The organism is Streptomyces sp. NPDC046859 (genome assembly GCF_040645135.1).
Lineage (GTDB): Bacteria > Actinomycetota > Actinomycetes > Streptomycetales > Streptomycetaceae > Streptomyces.
Genome location: NZ_JBEYXR010000006.1, coordinates 350,896 through 370,827 on the forward strand (window position 1 = coordinate 350,896; position 19,932 = coordinate 370,827).

Annotated in this window: 15 protein-coding genes; 9 read left to right on the top strand and 6 right to left on the bottom strand. The window is 73.7% G+C overall.

Translation table 11 applies throughout. From position 1 onward, the window contains the following. The first annotated feature begins 34 nt into the window (after positions 1 to 34). Both ABZ899_RS12130 and ABZ899_RS12135 read left to right on the top strand, forming a co-directional pair. Positions 35 to 1,768, top strand: coding sequence for an ABC transporter ATP-binding protein (locus tag ABZ899_RS12130; protein ID WP_361344531.1), 1,734 nt, complete (start codon positions 35 to 37; stop codon positions 1,766 to 1,768). Next, the gene (locus tag ABZ899_RS12135) at positions 1,768 to 3,696 is read left to right on the top strand and encodes an ABC transporter ATP-binding protein (protein WP_361344534.1); all 1,929 of its coding nucleotides are present in this window, start codon (positions 1,768 to 1,770) and stop codon (positions 3,694 to 3,696) included. The genes ABZ899_RS12130 and ABZ899_RS12135 overlap by 1 nt, the downstream gene beginning before the upstream one ends. Before the next feature lie 78 nt (positions 3,697 to 3,774). Here ABZ899_RS12135 and ABZ899_RS12140 read toward each other — a convergent pair whose 3' ends face one another. Next, complete coding sequence (locus ABZ899_RS12140) at positions 3,775 to 5,076, bottom strand: RNA polymerase sigma factor (protein ID WP_361344537.1); 1,302 nt, start codon at positions 5,074 to 5,076, stop codon at positions 3,775 to 3,777. 103 nt (positions 5,077 to 5,179) lie between these two features. Here ABZ899_RS12140 and ABZ899_RS12145 point away from each other — a divergent pair, with 103 nt between their 5' ends. Next, positions 5,180 to 5,875 (top strand): hypothetical protein, encoded by a 696-nt coding sequence (locus tag ABZ899_RS12145; protein WP_361344540.1) that lies wholly within the window; start codon positions 5,180 to 5,182, stop codon positions 5,873 to 5,875. After that, a complete protein-coding gene (locus tag ABZ899_RS12150) occupies positions 5,872 to 6,876 on the top strand; it encodes a nucleotidyl transferase AbiEii/AbiGii toxin family protein (RefSeq protein ID WP_361344543.1) in 1,005 nt (334 codons plus the stop codon). The genes ABZ899_RS12145 and ABZ899_RS12150 overlap by 4 nt, the downstream gene beginning before the upstream one ends. Here the strand turns inward: ABZ899_RS12150 and dnaG are convergent. The 4 genes from dnaG to ABZ899_RS12170 all read right to left on the bottom strand — a co-directional run bounded on the left by dnaG (position 6,847) and on the right by ABZ899_RS12170 (position 12,674). Further along, complete coding sequence (gene dnaG, locus ABZ899_RS12155; RefSeq protein ID WP_361344546.1) at positions 6,847 to 8,751, bottom strand: DNA primase; 1,905 nt, start codon at positions 8,749 to 8,751, stop codon at positions 6,847 to 6,849. The genes ABZ899_RS12150 and dnaG overlap by 30 nt on opposite strands. Positions 8,752 to 8,780: 29 nt before the next feature. Beyond that, positions 8,781 to 10,046, bottom strand: a complete 1,266-nt coding sequence (locus tag ABZ899_RS12160; RefSeq protein WP_361344549.1) for an FAD-dependent oxidoreductase — start codon at positions 10,044 to 10,046, stop codon at positions 8,781 to 8,783. Positions 10,047 to 10,164: 118 nt separating this feature from the next. Beyond that, positions 10,165 to 11,418, bottom strand: coding sequence for a deoxyguanosinetriphosphate triphosphohydrolase (locus ABZ899_RS12165; RefSeq protein ID WP_361344552.1), 1,254 nt, complete (start codon positions 11,416 to 11,418; stop codon positions 10,165 to 10,167). A 356-nt stretch (positions 11,419 to 11,774) separates the two neighbouring features. Further along, on the bottom strand, positions 11,775 to 12,674 hold the full coding sequence (locus ABZ899_RS12170) for a sirohydrochlorin chelatase (protein ID WP_361344555.1): 900 nt from the start codon (positions 12,672 to 12,674) through the stop codon (positions 11,775 to 11,777). A gap of 223 nt (positions 12,675 to 12,897) precedes the next feature. Between ABZ899_RS12170 and ABZ899_RS12175 the strand changes: the two genes are divergently transcribed. Both ABZ899_RS12175 and ABZ899_RS12180 read left to right on the top strand, forming a co-directional pair. Next, complete coding sequence (locus ABZ899_RS12175) at positions 12,898 to 13,593, top strand: ElyC/SanA/YdcF family protein (protein WP_361344558.1); 696 nt, start codon at positions 12,898 to 12,900, stop codon at positions 13,591 to 13,593. Between the two features lie 86 nt (positions 13,594 to 13,679). Further along, positions 13,680 to 15,845 carry a molybdopterin oxidoreductase family protein gene (locus ABZ899_RS12180; protein ID WP_361344560.1) on the top strand — a complete coding sequence of 722 codons (2,166 nt, stop codon included), beginning with the start codon at positions 13,680 to 13,682 and terminating at the stop codon, positions 15,843 to 15,845. Positions 15,846 to 15,849: 4 nt separating this feature from the next. Here ABZ899_RS12180 and ABZ899_RS12185 read toward each other — a convergent pair whose 3' ends face one another. Further along, complete coding sequence (locus ABZ899_RS12185; RefSeq protein WP_361344562.1) at positions 15,850 to 16,281, bottom strand: gamma-glutamylcyclotransferase family protein; 432 nt, start codon at positions 16,279 to 16,281, stop codon at positions 15,850 to 15,852. A gap of 101 nt (positions 16,282 to 16,382) precedes the next feature. Between ABZ899_RS12185 and ABZ899_RS12190 the strand changes: the two genes are divergently transcribed. The 3 genes from ABZ899_RS12190 (at position 16,383) to ABZ899_RS12200 (ending at position 19,872) form a co-directional block, all read left to right on the top strand. Then, a complete protein-coding gene (locus ABZ899_RS12190) occupies positions 16,383 to 18,029 on the top strand; it encodes a M4 family metallopeptidase (RefSeq protein WP_361344564.1) in 1,647 nt (548 codons plus the stop codon). A gap of 107 nt (positions 18,030 to 18,136) precedes the next feature. After that, positions 18,137 to 19,063: an aminoglycoside phosphotransferase family protein gene (locus tag ABZ899_RS12195; protein ID WP_361344566.1), complete on the top strand. Its 927-nt coding sequence runs from the start codon at positions 18,137 to 18,139 to the stop codon at positions 19,061 to 19,063. A 290-nt stretch (positions 19,064 to 19,353) separates the two neighbouring features. Beyond that, a complete protein-coding gene (locus ABZ899_RS12200; RefSeq protein WP_361344568.1) occupies positions 19,354 to 19,872 on the top strand; it encodes a hypothetical protein in 519 nt (172 codons plus the stop codon). Positions 19,873 to 19,932 lie beyond the last annotated feature (60 nt).

Consider the following 19,932-nt stretch of genomic DNA (forward strand, 5'->3'; position numbering starts at 1 on the left):
CCGTCGCCGACCCGATCACTCCGAGAGAAGCCTCGTGCTCATACGACTCCTGCGGACCTATCTCAGGCCCTACCGAAAACCCATCGGCTGGCTGGTGCTGCTGCAGTTCCTGCAGACCTGCGCCACGCTCTACCTGCCCACCCTGAACGCCGACATCATCGACAAGGGCGTCGTGACCGGCGACACCGGCTACATCATGTCCTACGGCGCTCTGATGATCGGCATCTCGCTGGCGCAGGTCGTGTGCAACGTCGGTGCCGTGTACTACGGCGCCCGCACCGCCTCGGCACTCGGGCGGGACGTGCGAGCCGCCGTCTTCGACCGGGTGCAGTCGTTCTCGGCGCGCGAGGTGGGCCAGTTCGGGGCGCCCTCGCTGATCACGCGGACCACCAACGACGTCCAGCAGGTGCAGATGCTGGCGCTGATGACGTTCACGCTGATGGTCTCGGCGCCCATCATGTGCGTCGGCGGGATCGTCCTCGCGCTCGGTCTGGACGTGCCGCTGTCGGCGGTGCTGGTCGCGGTGGTGCCGGTCCTCGGCATCTGCGTGACGCTGATCGTGCGCCGGCTGCGGCCGCTGTTCCGGGCCATGCAGGTGCGGCTGGACACGGTGAACCGGGTGCTGCGCGAGCAGATCACCGGCAACCGGGTGATCCGCGCGTTCGTCCGCGACGAGTACGAGCAGCAGCGGTTCCGGAAGGCCAACACCGAGCTCACCGACATGGCCCTGGCCACGGGCCGGCTGCTCGCGCTGATGTTCCCGATCGTCATGACGGTGGTGAACCTGTCGTCCATCGCGGTCGTCTGGTTCGGCGCCCACCGCATCGACAGCGGCGGGATGCAGATCGGCGATCTGACGGCGTTCCTCGCCTATCTGATGCAGATCGTGATGTCCGTGATGATGGCCACCTTCATGTTCATGATGGTGCCGCGCGCCGAGGTGTGCGCCGAGCGTATCCAGGAGGTCCTGGACACCTCCTCCAGCGTGGTCCCGCCGACCGCGCCGGTGACCGAGCTGCGCCGGCACGGCCATCTGGAGATCCGGGGCGCGGGTTTCCGCTACCCCGGTGCCGAGGAGCCGGTGCTGAAGTCGATCGACCTGGTCGCCCGGCCCGGTGAGGTGACCGCGGTGATCGGCTCGACCGGCAGCGGCAAGTCGACCCTGCTGGGCCTGGTGCCCCGCCTGTTCGACGCGACCGAGGGCCGGATCCTCGTCGACGGCGAGGACGTGAGCGGCGTCGACCCGCGGCTGCTCGCCCGCACCGTCGGCCTGGTCCCGCAGAAGCCGTATCTGTTCGCGGGCACGGTCGCCACGAACCTGCGCTACGGCAATCCGGACGCCACGGACGACGAGCTGTGGCACGCGCTGGAGGTGGCGCAGGCCAAGGAGTTCGTGGAGCGGCTGGAGGGCGGACTCGACGCGCCGATCGCCCAGGGCGGCACCAACGTCTCGGGCGGGCAGCGGCAGCGGCTGGCGATCGCGCGGACGCTGGTGCAGCGCCCGGAGATCTACCTGTTCGACGACTCCTTCTCCGCCCTCGACTACGCCACGGACGCCGCGCTGCGCTCGGCGCTGTCGCGGGAGACCGCCGAGGCGACCGTCGTCATCGTCGCCCAGCGGGTGGCGACGATCCGGGACGCGGACCGGATCGTCGTGCTCGACGAGGGGCGGGTCGTCGGCACCGGCCGGCACCACGAGCTGATGGCCGACAACGAGACCTACCGGGAGATCGTGCTCTCCCAGCTGACGGAAGCGGAGGCCGCCTGATGGCCGGGCCCATGGGACGGATGATGGCCGGCGGCGGTCCCGACCAGCGTTCGCTGGACTTCAAGGTGTCGGGCCGCAGGCTCGTCGCGCGGTTCAAGCCGGAGCGCCTGACCATCTGGACGCTGCTGGTGTGCGTCGTGGTGAGCGTGGGTCTGTCGGTCGCCGGGCCGAAGATCCTCGGCCGCGCCACCGACCTGGTCTTCGCGGGCATCGTCGGGCGGCAGTTCGCGCCCGGGATGTCCAAGGAGCAGGTCCTCGCGGCGATGCGGGAGCGCGGCGACGGCAGGATCGCCGACATGCTGCGCAGCACCGACTTCACGCCGGGTCAGGGCATCGACTTCACGGCCGTGGGGGACGTCCTGCTGGTCGCGCTCGCGGTGTTCGGCGCCGCGGGTCTGCTGATGGCGGTGGCGACACGGCTGGTGAACCGGGCCGTGAACCGGACGATGTACCGGATGCGCGAGGACGTGCAGACGAAGCTGTCGCGGCTGCCGCTGTCGTACTTCGACAAGCGGCAGCGCGGTGAGGTGCTGTCGCGGGCGACCAACGACATCGACAACATCGGGCAGACGCTGCAGCAGTCGATGGGCCAGCTGATCAACTCGGTGCTCACCATCATCGGGGTGCTGGCCGTGATGTTCTGGGTGTCGTGGCTGCTGGCGCTGGTCGCGCTGGTGACCGTGCCGCTGTCGTTCGTCGTGGCCACCCGGGTGGGCAAGCGCTCGCAGCCGCACTTCGTGCAGCAGTGGCGCACGACCGGCAAGCTGAACGCGCACGTCGAGGAGATGTACACCGGGCACACCCTGGTCAAGGTGTTCGGCCGTCAGGAGGAGTCGGCGCGGCAGTTCGCCGAGCAGAACGAGGCGCTGTACGAGGCCGGGTTCAAGGCGCAGTTCAACAGCGGGATCATGCAGCCGCTGATGCTGTTCGTGTCGAACCTCAACTATGTGCTGGTCGCGGTGGTCGGCGGGCTGCGGGTCGCGTCGGGTGCGCTGTCCATCGGTGACGTGCAGGCGTTCATCCAGTACTCGCGGCAGTTCTCGATGCCGCTGACGCAGGTCGCGTCGATGGCGAACCTGGTGCAGTCCGGTGTGGCGTCCGCCGAGCGGATCTTCGAACTGCTGGACGCCGAGGAGCAGTCGGCGGACCCGGTGCCGGGGGTGCGGCCGGAGGAGCTGCGCGGCCGGGTGGCGCTGGAGAAGGTGTCCTTCCGGTACGAGCCGGACAAGCCGCTGATCGAGGACCTGTCGCTGACGGTGGAGCCCGGGCACACGGTCGCCATCGTCGGCCCGACCGGCGCCGGCAAGACGACGCTGGTCAACCTGCTGATGCGGTTCTACGACGTGTCGTCGGGGCGCATCACGCTCGACGGCGTCGACATCGCGCGGATGTCCCGGGACGAACTGCGGGCCGGGATCGGCATGGTGCTGCAGGACACCTGGCTGTTCGGCGGCACCATCGCGGAGAACATCGCGTACGGGGCGGCCCGGGACGTCACCCGGGGGGCGATCGAGGAGGCGGCGCGGGCCGCGCACGCCGACCGGTTCATCCGTACGCTGCCCGACGGGTACGACACGGTGATCGACGACGAGGGGTCGGGGGTCAGCGCGGGTGAGAAGCAGCTGATCACCATCGCGCGGGCGTTCCTGTCGGACCCGGTCATCCTGGTGCTGGACGAGGCGACGTCGTCCGTCGACACCCGGACCGAGGTGCTGATCCAGAAGGCGATGGCCAAACTGGCGCACGGGCGGACGTCGTTCGTCATCGCGCACCGGCTGTCGACGATCCGGGACGCGGACACCATCCTCGTCATGGAGAACGGCGCGATCGTCGAACAGGGCGCGCACGCCGAGCTGCTGGCGGCGGACGGGGCCTACGCGCGGCTGTACAAGGCGCAGTTCGCGCAGGCGGTCGCGGAGGTCGACTGATCGATCGCTGCGGGGGCCGGCCGGCCCGAAGGGCGCGGGTAACCGCGCGGCCGGCCCCCCGAGCGCCCGTGGCCGGGGTCAGTCGAGGTAGCCCCGGAGCTGATCCGCGAACGCGTGGTCCCGCAGCTTGTTGAGGGTCTTGGACTCGATCTGGCGGATGCGTTCGCGGGTCACGCCGAAGATGCGGCCTATCTCCTCCAGGGTGCGCGGGCGGCCGTCCGCGAGCCCGTACCGCAGCTGGACGACCTTGCGTTCGCGCTCCCCCAGGGTCGACAGCACCGCCTCGAGGTGTTCGCGCAGCAGCAGGAACGCCGCCGACTCCACCGGCGAGGTGGCGTCGCCGTCCTCGATGAGGTCGCCGAGGGCGACGTCCTCCTCCTCGCCCACCGGGGCGTGCAGCGAGACGGGCTCCTGCGCGAGGCGCAGCACCTCGCTGATCCGCTCGGGCGGCAGGTCGAGGTGGGCGGCGACCTCCTCCGGCGTCGGCTCGTAGCCGCGTTCCTGGAGCATGCGGCGCTGGACGCGGACGACCCGGTTGATCAGTTCGACCACGTGCACGGGCACGCGGATGGTGCGGGCCTGGTCGGCGAGGGCCCGGGACATGGCCTGCCGTATCCACCAGGTGGCGTACGTGGAGAACTTGTAGCCGCGCGCGTAGTCGAACTTCTCGACGGCGCGGATCAGTCCGAGGTTGCCCTCCTGGACGAGGTCGAGCATGGTCAGGCCGCGTCCGACGTACCGTTTGGCGACGGACACGACGAGCCGCAGGTTGGCCTCGATGAGCCGCCGTTTGGCCATCCGGCCCATGACGACCAGCCGGTCCAGGTCCTGGGCGAGCCGGCTCTCCAGGTCGGGGGTGCGGGCGAGCTTCTCCTCCGCGAACAGGCCGGCCTCGACCCGGCGGGCGAGCTCGACCTCCTCGGCCGCGGTGAGCAGCGGGATACGCCCGATCTCCCGCAGGTACTGGCGGAAGAGGTCGGAGGTGGGGCCCGCGGTGTCGGGGCGGACCCGGGCCGGGAGGGGCGCCTCGACCGGCTCGGTGGCGTCGTCCAGCGCCTCGGCGGGCGGGTCCGGCGGCTCGGGCGGGGCCTGCGGCTCCGACTCCGGGTGGTGCGGGGCACGGCTCTGCGGGGGGACCGCGGCGAGCACGTCGTCGTCCGCGTCCGGCGCCGCGCCGTCCGGACGGGTGTCGGTCTCGACGAGGGTCTGGGTCTGCACGGGGGCGACCTCCAGGGTGATCGCTGCCGAGGCGTACGGCAGCGCTGCTTCGAGGGCGGAGTCGGCGGCCTCGCCGCTGTCCGTCCCGTACGCGATGAGCGGAACCGCGGGGGTGTGGGATCCGTGGGGGACGGACCGGCCGCGCTCCGAGGACTCAGGCACCGCCCCCCAGTGTGGGGTACGACACATCGTCGCCACGAGGGGCGTGCGGTGACTTTTTGCGTTCGGGCCGTGACCACGAGGTGATGTGGGACGGGAAACCCGGATGCCCGTGCCGGGCGGGGTCTGGCACGATGCGGCGGTGTCCGGATCCTTGTACGAGACCCATGTGACGGTGCGCTGCGCCGACGCGTCCGAGTCCGGGCGGCTGCGCCGCTGGGCGGCCGCCGCGGGTCTGAAGCTCACCTGTATCGAACTGGCCCGCGGCCGTGTGCCGTCGCAGCCCATGCTGACGCTGGCCGGCGCGCCCTCGCGGGCCGCGGCGGCGGCGTGCGCCGAGGAGGTGGCGGCGCGGCTGCGGGCGGGCGGGTTCAGCCCGGTACGCGTCAAGATCGAGTCGGCGCCCTGGGCGCCGGAGGTGCCGGCCGGGCCGTGCGGCGGCGGGCAGTACTTCGAACACCATGTGAAGCTGCGGCTGCCCGCGGACACGGACCTCGGGGCCCTGGCCGCCCGGGTGGTGCCGTACGGCGCGCATCTGTCGTGGAACGCGCGGCGGGTCGTCGGCGCCCTCCACGAGCGGTTCGTGACGCAGCGGTGCCGCGGGGTGGACGCCGCGGGGGCCGGACGCGCCCTGGAGGGGCTGCTGGCCGAACTGGCGGGGCTCGACGTGGTGGGCGTGGAGCGGGAGTTCGTGCTGTACGACAGTGATCTGTCGGTGGACGACGGGTGGATCGACGGGTGGATCGAGAAGGGCTCCGGCGGACGGTCCGGGGGCGTCATGACGCGGGAGGTGGGGCGATGAGCGGGTCCTGGCGGGAGTGGAACCTGTGGCGTGAGATGCCCCGGGAGGAGCTGGACGACGCCGCGCGGCTGGACCGGCAGCTGCCGCGGACCCTGCGCACGGTGCCCGGCGGGGACGTCTCGCAGCGTCTGGTCTTCGACCCGGCCATGAAGCAGTACCCGAACGCCTACCGCGCCACCGACCCGGCGTTCGCCGACCCCGCCCGCACGGACGCCTGGCGGGCGGCCCGGCGCCGGGCGCTGGACCTGGTCCTCACCGCGATCGCCGGGTCGGAGTGGGCCGACGCGCTGGTGCTGCGCGGCAGCGTGCTGATGGCCGCCTGGTTCGGGGAGGCCGCCCGGGAGCCCGGCGACCTGGACTTCGTCGTCGTGCCGGAGACCTGGCGGATGGAGGAGGCGCGCACCGCGCGGATGCTCGACGGGATCGCGCGGGCGGCGCAGGAGACGTCGGGGGACGGCGTGCGGGTCTCGGCCGAGGGCGCCGCCGTGGAGGACATCTGGACCTATGAGCGGGTACCCGGCCGCCGCATGGTGCTGCCGTGGAGCGCGCCGGGCCTGCCCGAGGGCCACGTCCAGCTCGACTTCGTCTTCGAGGAGCGGCTGCCCGAGCCGCCGGAGCCCGTGGAGCTGCCGGGCGGAGCGGTGCTGCGGGCGGCCTCGCCCGCGCTGTCGCTGGCCTGGAAGATGATGTGGCTGATCAACGACGCGTACGCGCAGGGCAAGGACCTGTACGACGCCGTGCTGCTCGCCGAGCGGCAGCCGCTGCCGTACGAGCTGCTGCACGAGGTCTTCCGGCTCTCGGGCGAGTGGCCCTACCCGTACCAGGAGTACGTGACCTTCGACAACGTGGTGGAGGCGCTGCGGTACGTCGAGTGGCGGCACTTCGTCACCGAGTACCCGCAGTACGCGGACGACGAGCAGGCGTTCGTGGAACGGCTGGTCCGGGCGGTGGAGCCGACCTTCGCGGGCCGGTCAGAGGGCGGCGGCGCCGTGGGCGCGTAGCGCCTGGTCGTACTGCTGGAGCACCCACAGCTCGTTCTGCACGGCGGCGAGCTGGGCCGGGTCGCCGCCCGCGCCGAGGCGGGTCAACTGGCTCTGGACGTCGCGGACCCGGCGCTCGACGGCGCGGCGGCGGACGGTGACGAGCTGATCGCCCGCGTAGTTCTCGTCGACGGTCCTGCGCATGATCGCCTCGACGGCGAGCTCGGTGACCATCGCGCGGACCTGGTCGTCGGGGGCGGCGTCCCGGACGCGGACCAGGTACTCCTGCGGGTCCTGGATGCCGTGCTCCGCGCCGCCCGCGTCCATGATCGCCTGGCGTACGGCGGCGTAGGGCGCGGCGGTGAACTCGTCCACGCCGTACGCGTCGAAGGCCGGGGAGACCAGCTCGGGGCGCTGCAGGGCGAGCTTGAGCAGTTCGCGTTCGGTGGCGTAGACGGGGTTGCGCAGGGTGAGGGCCGGGCCGGTGGCGCGGGGCCGGGGCGCGGCGTCGTACGGCTGCTGCGGGCCGCGGGACGCCGGGGCCGGGCCGCGGCCGCCGCGCTCGCGGGCCCACCGGGCGAGCTGGGCGACGCGCTTGACCACGAACTGGGTGTCCAGGATGCCGAGCATGCCGGCGAGCTGGACGGCGACCTCGTGCTGGGCGCCGCTGTTCTTGATCCGGGCGACGATCGGGGCGGCCTCGTCCAGCGCGGCGGCGCGGCCCGCCGGGGTGTCCAGGTCGTAGCGGACGACGATCTGGCGCAGCGCGAACTCGAAGAGCGGGGTGCGGGGTTCGACCAGGTCGGCGACGGCGTCGTCGCCCTTGGCGAGCCGCAGCTCGCAGGGGTCCATGCCGTCCGGGGCGATCGCGATGTAGGTCTCGGCGGCGAACTTCTGGTCGTCCTCGAAGGCGCGCAGGGCCGCCTTCTGGCCGGCGGCGTCGCCGTCGAAGGTGAAGATCACGCGGGCCGAGCCGTTGTCCATCAGCAGCCGGCGCAGGATCTTGATGTGGTCACCGCCGAAGGCGGTTCCGCAGGTCGCGATCGCGGTCGTGACCCCGGCGAGGTGGCAGGCCATGACGTCGGTGTAGCCCTCGACGACGACCGCGCGGGACGCCTTGGCGATGTCCTTCTTGGCGAGGTCGATGCCGTACAGCACCTGGGACTTGCGGTAGATCGCCGTGTCGGGGGTGTTGAGGTACTTCGGGCCGTTGTCCGCCTCGTAGAGCTTGCGGGCGCCGAAGCCGACGACGTCGCCGCCGATGTCACGGATGGGCCACATCAGGCGGCCCCGGAAGCGGTCGATGGGACCGCGGCGGCCCTCCTGGGACAGGCCGGAGAGGACGAGCTCCTTGTCGGTGAAGCCCTTGCCGCGCAGGAAGCGGGTGAGGTGGTCCCAGCCCTGCGGGCTGTAGCCGACGGAGAAGCGCTGGGCGGCGGCCTGGTCGAAGCCGCGCTCGGCGAGGAACTGGCGGCCGGTGTCGGCCTCCGGGCTGGTCGCCAGCTGCTCCATGTACCAGTCGGCGGCGATCTTGTGGGCCTCGACCAGGCGGATGCGCTCGCCGCGCTGGTGGGAGGGGTTGTAGCCGCCCTCCTCGTAGCGCAGGGTGATGCCGGCCTGGGCGGCGAGGCGCTCGACGGCCTCGGAGAAGGAGAGGTGGTCCACCTTCATCACGAAGGTGATGGTGTCGCCGCCCTCCTGGCAGCCGAAGCAGTGGAAGAGGCCCTTGGCGGGGCTGACCTGGAAGGACGGCGACTTCTCGTCGTGGAAGGGGCACAGCCCCTTCAGGTTCCCGCCGCCGGCGTTGCGCAGCTGGAGGTACTCGGAGACGACGGCGTCGATCGGGACCGCGTCCCGTACCGCCTTCACGTCCTCGTCGTTGATCCGTCCTGCCACGCGTGAATTCTACGGGGCGGGACGGACACTCATGGGATGAGGTCTTCGAGTGGAATGTGGGGGTTCGCGAGGTTCTCGGTGTCCACCTGGGCCCTGGAGCGGATCAGTTTCTGGATCGGTTCGGTCACGTCCCACACGTTGACGTTCATCCCGGCGAGCACCCGGCCCTCCTTCACCCAGAAGGCGATGAACTCGCGCTTGCCGGCGTCGCCGCGGATCACGACCTCGTCGTACGACCCCGCGGGCGCCCAACCGCTGTACTCCATGCCCAGGTCGTACTGGTCGGAGAAGAAGTAGGGCACGCGGTCGTAGACGACGTCCTGGCCGAGCATCGCGCGGGCCGCGGCCGGGCCGCCGTTGAGCGCGTTCGCCCAGTGCTCCACCCGCAGCCGGGTGTCGAACAGGGCGTGCGGGAAGGAGGCCACGTCACCGGCCGCGTAGATGTCCGGGTCGGAGGTGCGCAGCCGTTCGTCGACCACGACGCCGCGGCCGTGCGCGGCGTCCGCGATCTCCAGTCCGGCGGCCTCGGCGAGGCCGGTTCGCGGGGCGGCGCCGATGGCCGCGAGGACGTCGTGCGCCGGGTGCTCCTCGCCGTCGTCGGTGCGGGCGGCGAGCACCATGCCGTCCTGCCCGACGATCTCCGTCAGCCGCCGCCCGAAGTGGAACCGCACGCCGCGCTCGCGGTGCAGCTCGGCGAAGAGGGCGCCGATCTCGGGGCCGAGCACGCCGTGCAGCGGGGTCGGACCGGGCTCGACCACGGTGACCTCGGCGCCGTACTCGCGGGCCGCCGCCGCGATCTCCAGGCCGATCCAGCCGGCGCCGGCGATCACCAGGTGCCCGTTGTCCCGGCCGAGGGAGGTGAGCACGCCCTTGAGCCGCTCGGCGTGCGCGAGCCGCCGCAGGTGGTGCACGCCGGCCAGGTCGGTGCCCGGGATGTCCAGGCGGCGGGGTTCGGCACCGGTCGCGAGCAGCAGCTTGTCGTAGTGGACGACGGTGCCGTCCTCGCCGAACCGGATCGTCTTCGCGGTGCGGTCGACGGCGTCGACGGTCTGCCCGAGGTGCAGTTCGATGTCGTTGCGCGCGTACCAGGCGGGCTCGTGCACGAAGACGGTCTCGCGCTCCTCCTTGCCGAGGACGTAGCCCTTGGACAGGGGCGGCCGCTCGTAGGGGTGGTCGCGTTCGTCGCAGATCAGTATCACCCGCCCGGTGAAGCCCTCCGCGCGGAGCGTCTCGGCCGCCTTGGCGCCGGCCAGCCCGCCGCCGACGATGACGAATGTCTGATCCGCGTCGACCACTTCATGCCTCCTCGTAAGGTGCCGCCCCACGAGCCTCCCGCACGCAGCGTGATGCGGGAAGGGGGGGTGACCCGATCAGGCCACGCAGGGTCACTTTCGGGTGCCCGGGCGGGGCGGGTCAGGCCCGGCCCCTGAGCCGGGCGTGCAGGGCGCCGGCCGAGGCGTCCGTCAGGTTGGCGATCTGGTCGACGACGACGCGCTTGCGGGCGCGGTCGTCACCGGCCGCGTCGAACAGCGCGCGGAACTGCGGGTCCAGTCCGTCGGGCGCGCGGGCGGTCAGCGCCTCGGCCAGTTCGGCGACGACGACCCGTTGGTCGGCCCGCAGCCGTTCCTGCTCGGCGCGCTGCATGACGTACCGGTCGGCGACGGCCTTCAGGACCGCGCACTCCATGCGGGTCGCGCGCGGCACGACGAGTTCGGCGGCGTAGCGGGTGAGCCGCCCGCCGCCGTACGCGGCGCGGGTCGCGCCCTCGGCGGCCAGGCAGAACCGGCCGATGAGCTGGCTGGTGGCGTCCTTCAGGCGGGCCTGGGCGACGGCCGAGCCGTCGTAGCCGTGCGGCCACCAGGGTTGGTCCTGGAGCCGGTCGAGGGCGGCGGCCAGCTCCTCCGGGTCGGTGTCCGCGGGCACGTAGCGGCCGACGGCGACGGCGTAGACCGCTCGGCGCTCCGGCTCGGCGTGCAGGCAGTTGGGGTCGATGTGGCCTGCGTGCAGACCGTCCTCGACGTCGTGCACGGAGTACGCCACGTCGTCGGCCCAGTCCATCACCTGGGCCTCGAAGGTGGTGCGGGTGCCGGGGGCCTCCTTGCGGATCCAGTCGAAGACGGGCCGGTCGTCCTCGTAGACGCCGAACTTCCGCGAGGGCGGGTCGGTGGGGTGGGCGCCGCGGGGCCACGGGTACTTGGTGGCGGCGTCGAGGGTGGCCCGGGTGAGGTTGAGGCCCACGGAGCCCTCCGGGGTGAACCGCTTGGGCTCGATCCGGGTGAGCAGGCGCAGCGACTGGGCGTTGCCCTCGAAGCCGCCGCAGTCCTCGGCGAACTCGTTGAGGGCGGCCTCGCCGTTGTGGCCGAAGGGGGGATGGCCGAGGTCGTGGGAGAGGCAGGCGGCCTCGACCAGGTCGGGGTCGCAGCCGAGGGCCTCGCCGAGCTCCCGGCCGACCTGGGCGCACTCCAGGGAGTGGGTGAGGCGGGTGCGGGGGCTGGGGTCCCAGGCGTTGCTGTGTGTGCCGGGGGTCACGACCTGGGTCTTGCCGGCGAGCCTGCGCAGCGCGCCCGAGTGCAGGACGCGGGCGCGGTCGCGTTGGAAGGCCGTACGGCCGGGGCGCTTGTCGGGTTCCGACGCCCAGCGTTCGACTGCCGACTCGTCGTAGTACATGCACCGACAGTACGGCCAGACGGGCGGGGCGGGTGGCCTCGCGGTCCGGCGCGGGAGTTCCGCCGAGGCCAGGGGCGGGGCCGGCCCCGCCGTGTGGTCGTGGCGGTGCGGCGCGGACGAGCCGCCGTCGCGTGGGTGCGGGTGGCCCGCGACGGGTGCGCGCGGCGCGGTCCCGGGGGGTTCGGGCCGGGGCCGGCGTCCGGTCGTGGCGGTGGAGCGGCGGGCGGGTGCGGTGCGGGTGGCCCGTGGCCGGGTGGGCGCGGCGCGGTCCCGGGGGGTTCGGGCCGGGGCCGGCGTCCGGTCGTGGCGGTGGAGCGGCGGGTGGGTGCGGTGGCTCGTGGCCGTGCGCCGGACGGTCAGGCCGAGGCCAGGGCGGGGGCCGACGCCGGGGCGGCCGCGCGGTCGTAGCGGTGGAGGAGGAGGCGGGCCGTCGCGGGGTGGGTGCCGAGGGGGGCCGAGGCGATCCATGGGGCCTGCTCGGCGCACTGGGTCGCGAAGCGGCCGGGGGCGGTGAAGTACGACGCCACCGCCACCCTGGTGCGGCCCCGCGCGGCCAGTGCCGTGAGCGCGTCGGGGACGGACGGGGACGCCGTCGTGGCGTAGGCCGGGACGACGGGGACGCCCAGGCGGGCCGCGAGGAGGCGGGCCGTGCGGGCGGTGTCCACCTTGGAGTCGGGGTCGCGGGAGCCGGCCGCCGCCAGGACGACGGCGGTCCTGCGGCGGGTGGCGTCGTCCTCGGGGGTGCGCCAGCCGGCCTCCGTCAGGCGGGCGTGCAGCGCCTCCGCGAGGAGCGGGTGCGGGCCGAGCGCGCCGGCCACCCGGGCGCGGACCCGGGAGGCGGCGGCCGTCCCGGGGATGTCCCGCTTGATGTGGTAGCCGCGCCCGAGGAGCAGGGGGACGAGGATCGCCTCACGGTCGCCGAGGGCGGCGAGGGTGTCGGTGAGCAGGGGCTCGTTCAGTTCGATGTGCCCGAGGTGGACCGGCAGTCCGGGGCGCAGGGCGCGGACCTCGTCGAGCAGCGCGGTCACCGTCCGCAGGGCGCGCGGATCGCGGCTGCCGTGGGCGACGACCACGAGCGCACGGGGGTGCCGCCCGGGCCGTTCGGGCACGGGGGGAGGCTCGGGGCGGCGCCGGCCGTCGGGGCCGACCAGGCTGAGCTGGCGGGCGAGCTGGCTGCTGATCCGGTTCATGAGGTGCGCCGTACTGTCGAGGTGGGCCGTAGGGGACTCGTCGTGCGAGGGGTTCGACGCCGTCATGGACCGATGGTGGCGGGGTGAGGTTGCTGTCCCGTTTCACGGGAATGACGGGTTCTTACGCCCGGTTCACGGTCCGGTCCCGGGCTGCTGTGAGGCGGCCTGACCTGCGGTTCCGCCGAAGCGGGGTGAAGACCGTCACGTGGGGGCGGGTGAACCGCGCCCGCCGTGCGGACGTCCTGGGAACCGGGGGCTCACGGGGAGCCGTACTGGGAGGGGGCCGGGTATGCGTCCGCGGAGGCCGCGTCTGCCGCGCACCCGCGCCGGGCGGCGGAGGCTCGCGCAGGCCGTGATGGCCGCGAGCGTGCTGGCGCTGCTGCCGGCCACCTGGACGCGGCTGGCCTCCGACGGCCGGCTGCGCACCGCGGCCGACGTGCCGCGCACCGACGTCGCCGTCGTCTTCGGGGCCGGGCTGTGGGACGGCGAGCCGTCGCCGTACCTCGCGCACCGGCTGGACACGGCGGCCCGTCTGTACCGGGCGGGACGGATCGAGGTCGTCCTCGTCACCGGGGACAACAGCCGCGAGGACTACGACGAGCCCGACGCGATGCGCGCGTACCTGGTCCGGCACGGGGTGCCCGACGCGCGGATCGTCAGCGACTACGCGGGCTTCGACACCTGGGACTCCTGCGTCCGGGCCAAGCAGATCTTCGGTGTCGACGAGGCGGTGCTGATCAGCCAGGACTTCCACATCCGGCGGGTGGTGGCGCTCTGCGAGGAGGCCGGGGTCGCGAGCCACGGCGTCGGGGTGGCCGCCCGGCACGACGTCACCTGGTTCTACGGCGGGGTGCGGGAGCTGTTCGCGGCCGGCAAGGCGGCGCTGGACGCCGTCGTCGAACCGGACCCGCGCTTCCTCGGCCGGCGCGAGACCGGGGTCGCCGACGCGCTGGCCACCGGGCGTCAGGGCCGGGCCTCACGGTGACCACGGGCGCGCGGGGAGGTCGCCGTGCCGCCCGTGTAACCGGGGAGCCCGCGCACCCGTAACACGCCCGACGCACGCTGAACGGCATGCCGAACATCGCGACGCCCACGCACTGCCCGTACTGCGCCCTGCAGTGCGGTATGAACCTCACGCCCACGCGGGACGGGGGCGTCGCGGTGGTCGAGCGCCCGGACTTCCCGGTCAACCGGGGCGCGCTGTGCGGCAAGGGCCGTACGGCGCCCGCGGTGCTGGCCTCCGGGGTCCGGCTGGCCACGCCGCTGGTGCGGTCGGACGGCGCGCTCGTGCCGGCGAGCTGGCCGGAGGCGCTCGACCGGATCGCCGAGGGGCTGGCGCGCACCCGGGCCGAGCACGGCCCGGACGCGTGCGCCGTCTTCGGCGGCGGCGGGCTGACCAACGAGAAGGCGTACGGCCTCGGCAAGTTCGCGCGGATCGTGCTCGGCACCTCGCAGATCGACTACAACGGCCGCTTCTGCATGTCGTCGGCGGCCGCGGCCGGGATCAGGGCGTTCGGCCTGGACCGGGGGCTGCCGTTCCCGCTGGAGGACGTCGCGCGCACCGGCTGTGTGATCCTCGTCGGCTCCAACCTCGCGGAGACCATGCCGCCGTCGCTGCGGTTCTTCCAGGAGCTGCGGGACAACGGCGGCACCCTGATCGTCGTCGACCCGCGCCGCACGCGGACCGCCGAGCAGGCCGACCTGCATCTCGCGCCGCGCCCCGGCACGGACCTCGCGCTGGCCCTCGGGCTGCTGCACCTGGTCGTCGCCGAGGGCCGCGTCGACGAGGAGTACGTGCGCGAGCGCACGGCCGGCTGGGAGGACGCGCGGGCCGCGGCGATGGCGCACTGGCCGGAGTACGTGGAGCGGATCACGGGGGTGTCCGTTCCGGAACTGCGTGAGGCGGTGCGGATGTTCTGCGCGCCGGAGCACGCCATGGTGCTGACCGCGCGCGGGCCCGAGCAGCAGTCCAAGGGCACCGACACGGTGGGCGCCTGGATCAACCTGTGCCTGGCGACGGGCCGCGCGGGCCGGCCGCTGTCCGGCTACGGCTGTCTGACCGGGCAGGGCAACGGGCAGGGCGGACGCGAACACGGCCAGAAGGCCGACCAGTTGCCCGGCTACCGCAAGCTGGACGACCCGGCCGCCCGGCGACACGTCGCCGGTGTGTGGGGCGTCGACCCGGACCGGCTGCCGGGCCCCGGCCGCAGCGCGTACGAGCTGCTGGACGCGCTGGGCGGGGACATCAGGTCCCTGCTGCTCATGGGCTCCAACCCGGTGGTGTCGGCCCCGCGCGCCGCCCATGTCGAGGAGCGGATCAGGTCGCTGGACTTCCTCGCCGTGTGTGACGTCGTGCTGTCGGAGACGGCCGAACTCGCGGACGTGGTGCTGCCGGTGACGCAGTGGGCGGAGGAGACGGGGACGACGACGAACCTGGAGGGCCGGGTCCTGCTGCGCCGCCGGGCGATCGACCCGCCGCCGGGGGTGCGCAGCGACCTGGAGGTCCTGCACGAGCTGGCGGCGCGGCTCGGCGCGGACGAGGGGCTGGAGAAGGGCTTCCCCGTCGACGCGGAGGAGGTCTTCGAGGAGCTGCGGCGCGCGAGCGCCGGTGGACCCGCGGACTACTCGGGGATCACCTACGCGCGGCTGGCGGAGGAGAACGGCGTGTTCTGGCCGTGTCCCGCGCCGCCGGACGGCGACGGCGTCACCGAGCGGGCCGACGACCCGGCCCGCGAGGACGACGCCGCGGGCGACGAGGCGGGGGCCGTCCCGCACCCGGGCACGCCCCGGCTTTTCCTGGACCGGTTCGCCACGCCCGACGGGCGGGCCCGGTTCGTGCCGGTGGCGCACCGGGCGGCGGCAGAGGAACCCGACGCGGAGTACCCGGTGCTGCTGACGACGGGCCGGGTCGTGGCCCAGTACCAGTCGGGCGCGCAGACCCGCCGGGTCGAGGAGCTGAACAGCGCGGCTCCGGGGCCGTTCGTGGAGCTGCATCCGCGGCTGGCGGCGCGGCTCGGGGTGGCCGAGGGCGACCCGGTGGCCGTGGTCTCGCGCCGGGGCCGGGCGGTGGCCCCCGCCCGGGTCACGTCCGGCATCCGCTCCGACACGGTCTTCATGCCCTTCCACTGGCCGGGCGAGGGCCGCGCCAACACCTTGACCAATCCGGCGCTCGACCCGACGTCCCGGATGCCGGAGTTCAAGACGTGCGCGGTGCGGCTGGAGACGGTGGTGCGCTAGCAGATCACCCGCCTCGTGCCTTCCAGTCGCCGCTCGCCAGCGGTGTGCCGTGGCTGCGCAGGCGGGCGGCGACGGCGGGTGCGGCGACGTACACCCAGGCCCGGACGGCTGTGCCGTCGCCGGTGCGCAGCACTTCGCGGGCGACCCGCTCGTAGAGGTTGCGCGGGTCGCCCGGGGCGTACTCCTCCAGCCGGTCGAGCGCGGTGAGCAGTTCCGGGTAGTGCTCGGGCCGGACGGTGACGAGGTCGCCCGCGACGGTGCCGGCGCCCCGCTCCTCCACGGCGTACGGGTAGCCCGGACCGTCGTACAGCAGCGCGCCGCTCAGGCGTCCCGGCTCCTCGGCGAGGGTGCGGCCGCGCAGCAGGGTGTCGTGGTGGGGCTCGCCGGGGCGCAGGGTTCCGTAGACGAAGAACGGCAGTCGGGGAGAGAGGGTCACGGAAACGATTCTCTCCCCTCACACATCTCCACGGCGTCACCCTGGCCATGGCATGTGCACGCCCTCTTGAATCTTGGTCACCGCCGAGATCGAGGAGAGCGATGAGCCGAATACGGCCGTACTTCAAGGGTTCCCGTCCGGCCACGGCGGGGGTCGCCGTCGCCGTCGCCGCCCTGATGGCCACCGTCCTGTCCCCCACCGCCGGCGCCGACGAGACGCCCACCAGGGCCACCGCGCTGCGCAACGCGGCGGCGGTCCTCACCGACCACCCGGGCGCCCTGGGCCTGACGCCCCGCCAGGACACCTCCGTGCGGGATGTGATCGTCGACGCCGACGGCACCCAGCACGTCCGCTACGACCGCAGCTACCGCGGACTGCCCGTCCTTGGCGGCGACTTCGTCGTCCACCTCGCGAAGGACGGCACCTACCGGGGCGCCTCCCGCGCCACCCGGAGCGCCCTCTCCCTGACCGGCGTCACCCCCCGCATCGCCGCGCCGAAGGCGGCCGACCTCGCGGCGGGCGTCCTGCGCGCCGCCAACGCCGGACAGACGCTGCGGCGGCTCACCGCCCGGCCGGAGCTGGTCGTCGACGCCCTGCACGGCACGCCGAGGCTGGCCTGGCGGACCGACGCCGTCGCCCAGGACTCCCTCGGCAACCCGGTCGCCCGCACGGTGCTCACCGACGCCCGCACCGGCGCCCGGATCGACACGTGGGACGCCATCGAGACCGCGACCGGCGACGGGAGGTCGCTGTACTCGGGCACGGTCCCGCTGCACACCTCGGGCTCGCAGCCGTCGTACCAGCTCAAGGACCCGACGCGCGGCAACACGTACACGGGGGACGCCGCGAACAAGACGGACCTGTGCATCCTGACGATCTGTCTGGACCGCGCCCCCGCCACGGTGTTCACCGACGCGGACGACCACTGGGGCGACGGCACCACGGCCGACCGTTCGACGGCCGCGGTGGACGCGCAGTACGGCACGGACGTCACCTGGGACTACTACCGGGACGTGCACGGCCGCAACGGCATCGCCGGCGACGGCAAGGGCTCGTTCAACCGGGTGCACTACGGCAACGGCTACAACAACGCGTTCTGGGACGACAGTTGCTTCTGCATGACCTACGGCGACGGTGACGGCACCCAGCTCGGCCCGCTGGTGTCGCTGGACGTCGCCGGGCACGAGATGTCGCACGGCGTCACGTCCAAGACGGCGGCGCTGACGTACTCGGGCGAGTCGGGCGGGCTGAACGAGGCGACCTCCGACATCTTCGGCACGCTGGTGGAGTTCCACGCGGACAACGCCGCCGAGCCGGGCGACTACCTGATCGGCGAGCGGATCGTGCGGCCCGGGCTCGGCCGGGACGCCCTGCGGTACATGGACAAGCCGTCGCGGGACGGGAAGTCGGCGGACTGCTGGAGCTCGTCCACCGGACAGCTCGACGTGCACTACTCGTCCGGCGTCGGCAACCACTTCGCGTACCTGCTGGCCGAGGGCAGCGGCGCGAAGACGCTCAACGGCGTCCGGTACGACTCCCCCACCTGCGACGGCTCGACGGTCACCGGGATCGGCCGGGCCAAGCTCGGCAGGATCTGGTACCGGGCGCTGACGGTCTACATGACGTCCTCCACGACCTACGTGGGCGCCCGCACGGCCACGCTGAACGCGGCGAAGGACCTGTACGGGGCCGGCGGCGCGGAGTACGCGGCGGTGGGCGCCGCCTGGAAGGCCGTGAACGTGGCCTGACGGCACGGGCGGTGAGCGCGGCCGGCCGGTGCGAAATCGGCTGGCCGCGCGGCTGCGCGCGCCCGTACCTTGGCGGCTGTCGACGTCCGCCCGTCCCGAGGAGCCGCATGCCGTCCAGCCCCGAGTCGCCCCCGGTCCGGATGCACGCCGACGAACTGGACATCGACGAGGCGCTGGTGGAGCGGCTGGTGGCCGAGCAGTTCCCGCGCTGGGCCGGGCTCGGCGTGCGGCGCGTGGCGTCCGCCGGGACCGACAACGCGATGTTCCGGCTCGGCCCCGACCTCGTCGTACGGCTGCCGCGGCTGCCCGGCGGGGCGCGGCAGGTCGGCACGGAGCACCACTGGCTGCCCCGGCTGGCCCCGCACCTCCCGCTGACGGTCCCGGCGCCGCTCGCCCTGGGCCGGCCGGGTGCCGGATACGGGCTGCCGTGGGCGGTGTACGCGTGGCTGGACGGCACGGACGCCTTCGACGCCCCGCCCGCCGACCTCGCCGCGGCCGCCCGGGAACTGGGGCGTTTCGTCGTGGCGCTGCGGTCCGCGGACGCCTCCGGCGGCCCGCCGTCGTACCGCGGTGGCCCGGTCTCCCTCGGTGACGCGGACGTGCGGGCCGCCCTCCGTGACCTGGGGGCGGCGGGCGCCCTGGACGCGCGGGCGGCCACCGAGGTCTGGGAGGACGTGCTCCGGGTGCCCGACTGGGGCGGCGCCCCCGCCTGGCTGCACGGCGACCTCCTGCCGGGCAACCTGCTGACCTCCGCCGGCCGTCTCACCGCCGTCATCGACTTCGGCTGCTTCGGGACCGGCGACCCGGCCGCCGACCTCATGCCGGCCTGGACCGTCCTCGGCGCCGGGACCCGCGAGGTCTTCCGCGCGGCGGCCGGCGCGGACGACGCCACCTGGGAGCGGGGCCGGGGCTGGGCCCTGCGGTTCGGGCTCACGGCCGAGCACTACTACGGCGACGTCTGCGGCAACGGCACCAACCCGGTCCTGGCGGCCGTGGCCCGGCGGACGGTGGCCGAGGTGCTGGCGGACCGGTGACGCCGACCCGGGCGACGACCGCGCGGGCGCGGGCGTCACCCGTTCACACGCGTGTCCCCCCGGACAACGGATTCACCTCGGGTGATCCGGGCGAATCGCCGGTGACCTGCTGAAACGGCATCCGCGCCGGTCTCGCGGGCCGTCCGTGCGGCACCCGTTCACCCCGCTCCCGGCCCGGTCTCGACAAGCGCTCGCGCGCCGCTGCGACTTTCCTCGGAAGGGCAGGGGCTCGGCCGAGACGGCGGCACATGGGGATGCCGCGGGCCGTGTTCCCGCTCGGAGGAGCATCGATGCGACGTACCGCCCGTCTGCTGACCGGGGCCGCGCTGGCCGCCGGCGTCGTGGGGCTCGTCGTCACCCCCGCCCACGGCGGGGACAGCGGCGGCCTCGAGGTGTTCCCGTCCTCGGTCGAGCCGGGCGGGGAGGTCACCGTGCACACGGAGTTCTGCCCGCGGGGCGCCGCCGCCGGTGACGCCAGCGCGGTGGGCGCCGGGTCGTTCACGCTGGCGCCCAGCACCCACGACGAGCAGGCGGCCGGGCGGTTCCGGGTGCCGCCGAGCGCGCAGCCGGGCACGTACGAGATCGTCGCGACGTGCACGGAGGGCGGCAGGCGGCTCACCGGCGATCTGGAGGTCACGCTGACCGCGCCGCGCGGGCAGACGCATCCACGGGGAAGTGTGAAGACGGGGGTCGGCGGCGCGTTCGGCCCTGACCCCGTGCGGACCGCGGCCGGTGTGACGGCTCTCGCCGTCGCCGCCGCGGGCGGTACCTGGCTCCTGCATCGCCGGGCGAGAGGCGACGGGATCTGACGGACACCCTCCGCTGTCCGTCCGCCGGTACCGCACGTCCTCTCCCCCTCCGGGTCCGAC

Excerpts from the sequence above, each read along its gene's own strand:
- ABZ899_RS12150 (WP_361344543.1), top strand. The coding sequence starts at position 5,872 with ATGAGCGGGTCCTGGCGGGAGTGGAACCTGTGGCGTGAGATGCCCCGG.
- ABZ899_RS12145 (WP_361344540.1), top strand. The coding sequence starts at position 5,180 with ATGCCCGTGCCGGGCGGGGTCTGGCACGATGCGGCGGTGTCCGGATCC.
- ABZ899_RS12190 (WP_361344564.1), top strand. The coding sequence starts at position 16,383 with ATGAGCCGAATACGGCCGTACTTCAAGGGTTCCCGTCCGGCCACGGCG.
- ABZ899_RS12165 (WP_361344552.1), bottom strand. The coding sequence starts at position 11,418 with ATGTACTACGACGAGTCGGCAGTCGAACGCTGGGCGTCGGAACCCGAC.
- ABZ899_RS12170 (WP_361344555.1), bottom strand. The coding sequence starts at position 12,674 with ATGACGGCGTCGAACCCCTCGCACGACGAGTCCCCTACGGCCCACCTC.
- ABZ899_RS12175 (WP_361344558.1), top strand. The coding sequence starts at position 12,898 with ATGCGTCCGCGGAGGCCGCGTCTGCCGCGCACCCGCGCCGGGCGGCGG.
- ABZ899_RS12180 (WP_361344560.1), top strand. The coding sequence starts at position 13,680 with ATGCCGAACATCGCGACGCCCACGCACTGCCCGTACTGCGCCCTGCAG.
- ABZ899_RS12200 (WP_361344568.1), top strand. The coding sequence starts at position 19,354 with ATGCGACGTACCGCCCGTCTGCTGACCGGGGCCGCGCTGGCCGCCGGC.
- ABZ899_RS12135 (WP_361344534.1), top strand. The coding sequence starts at position 1,768 with ATGGCCGGGCCCATGGGACGGATGATGGCCGGCGGCGGTCCCGACCAG.
- ABZ899_RS12195 (WP_361344566.1), top strand. The coding sequence starts at position 18,137 with ATGCCGTCCAGCCCCGAGTCGCCCCCGGTCCGGATGCACGCCGACGAA.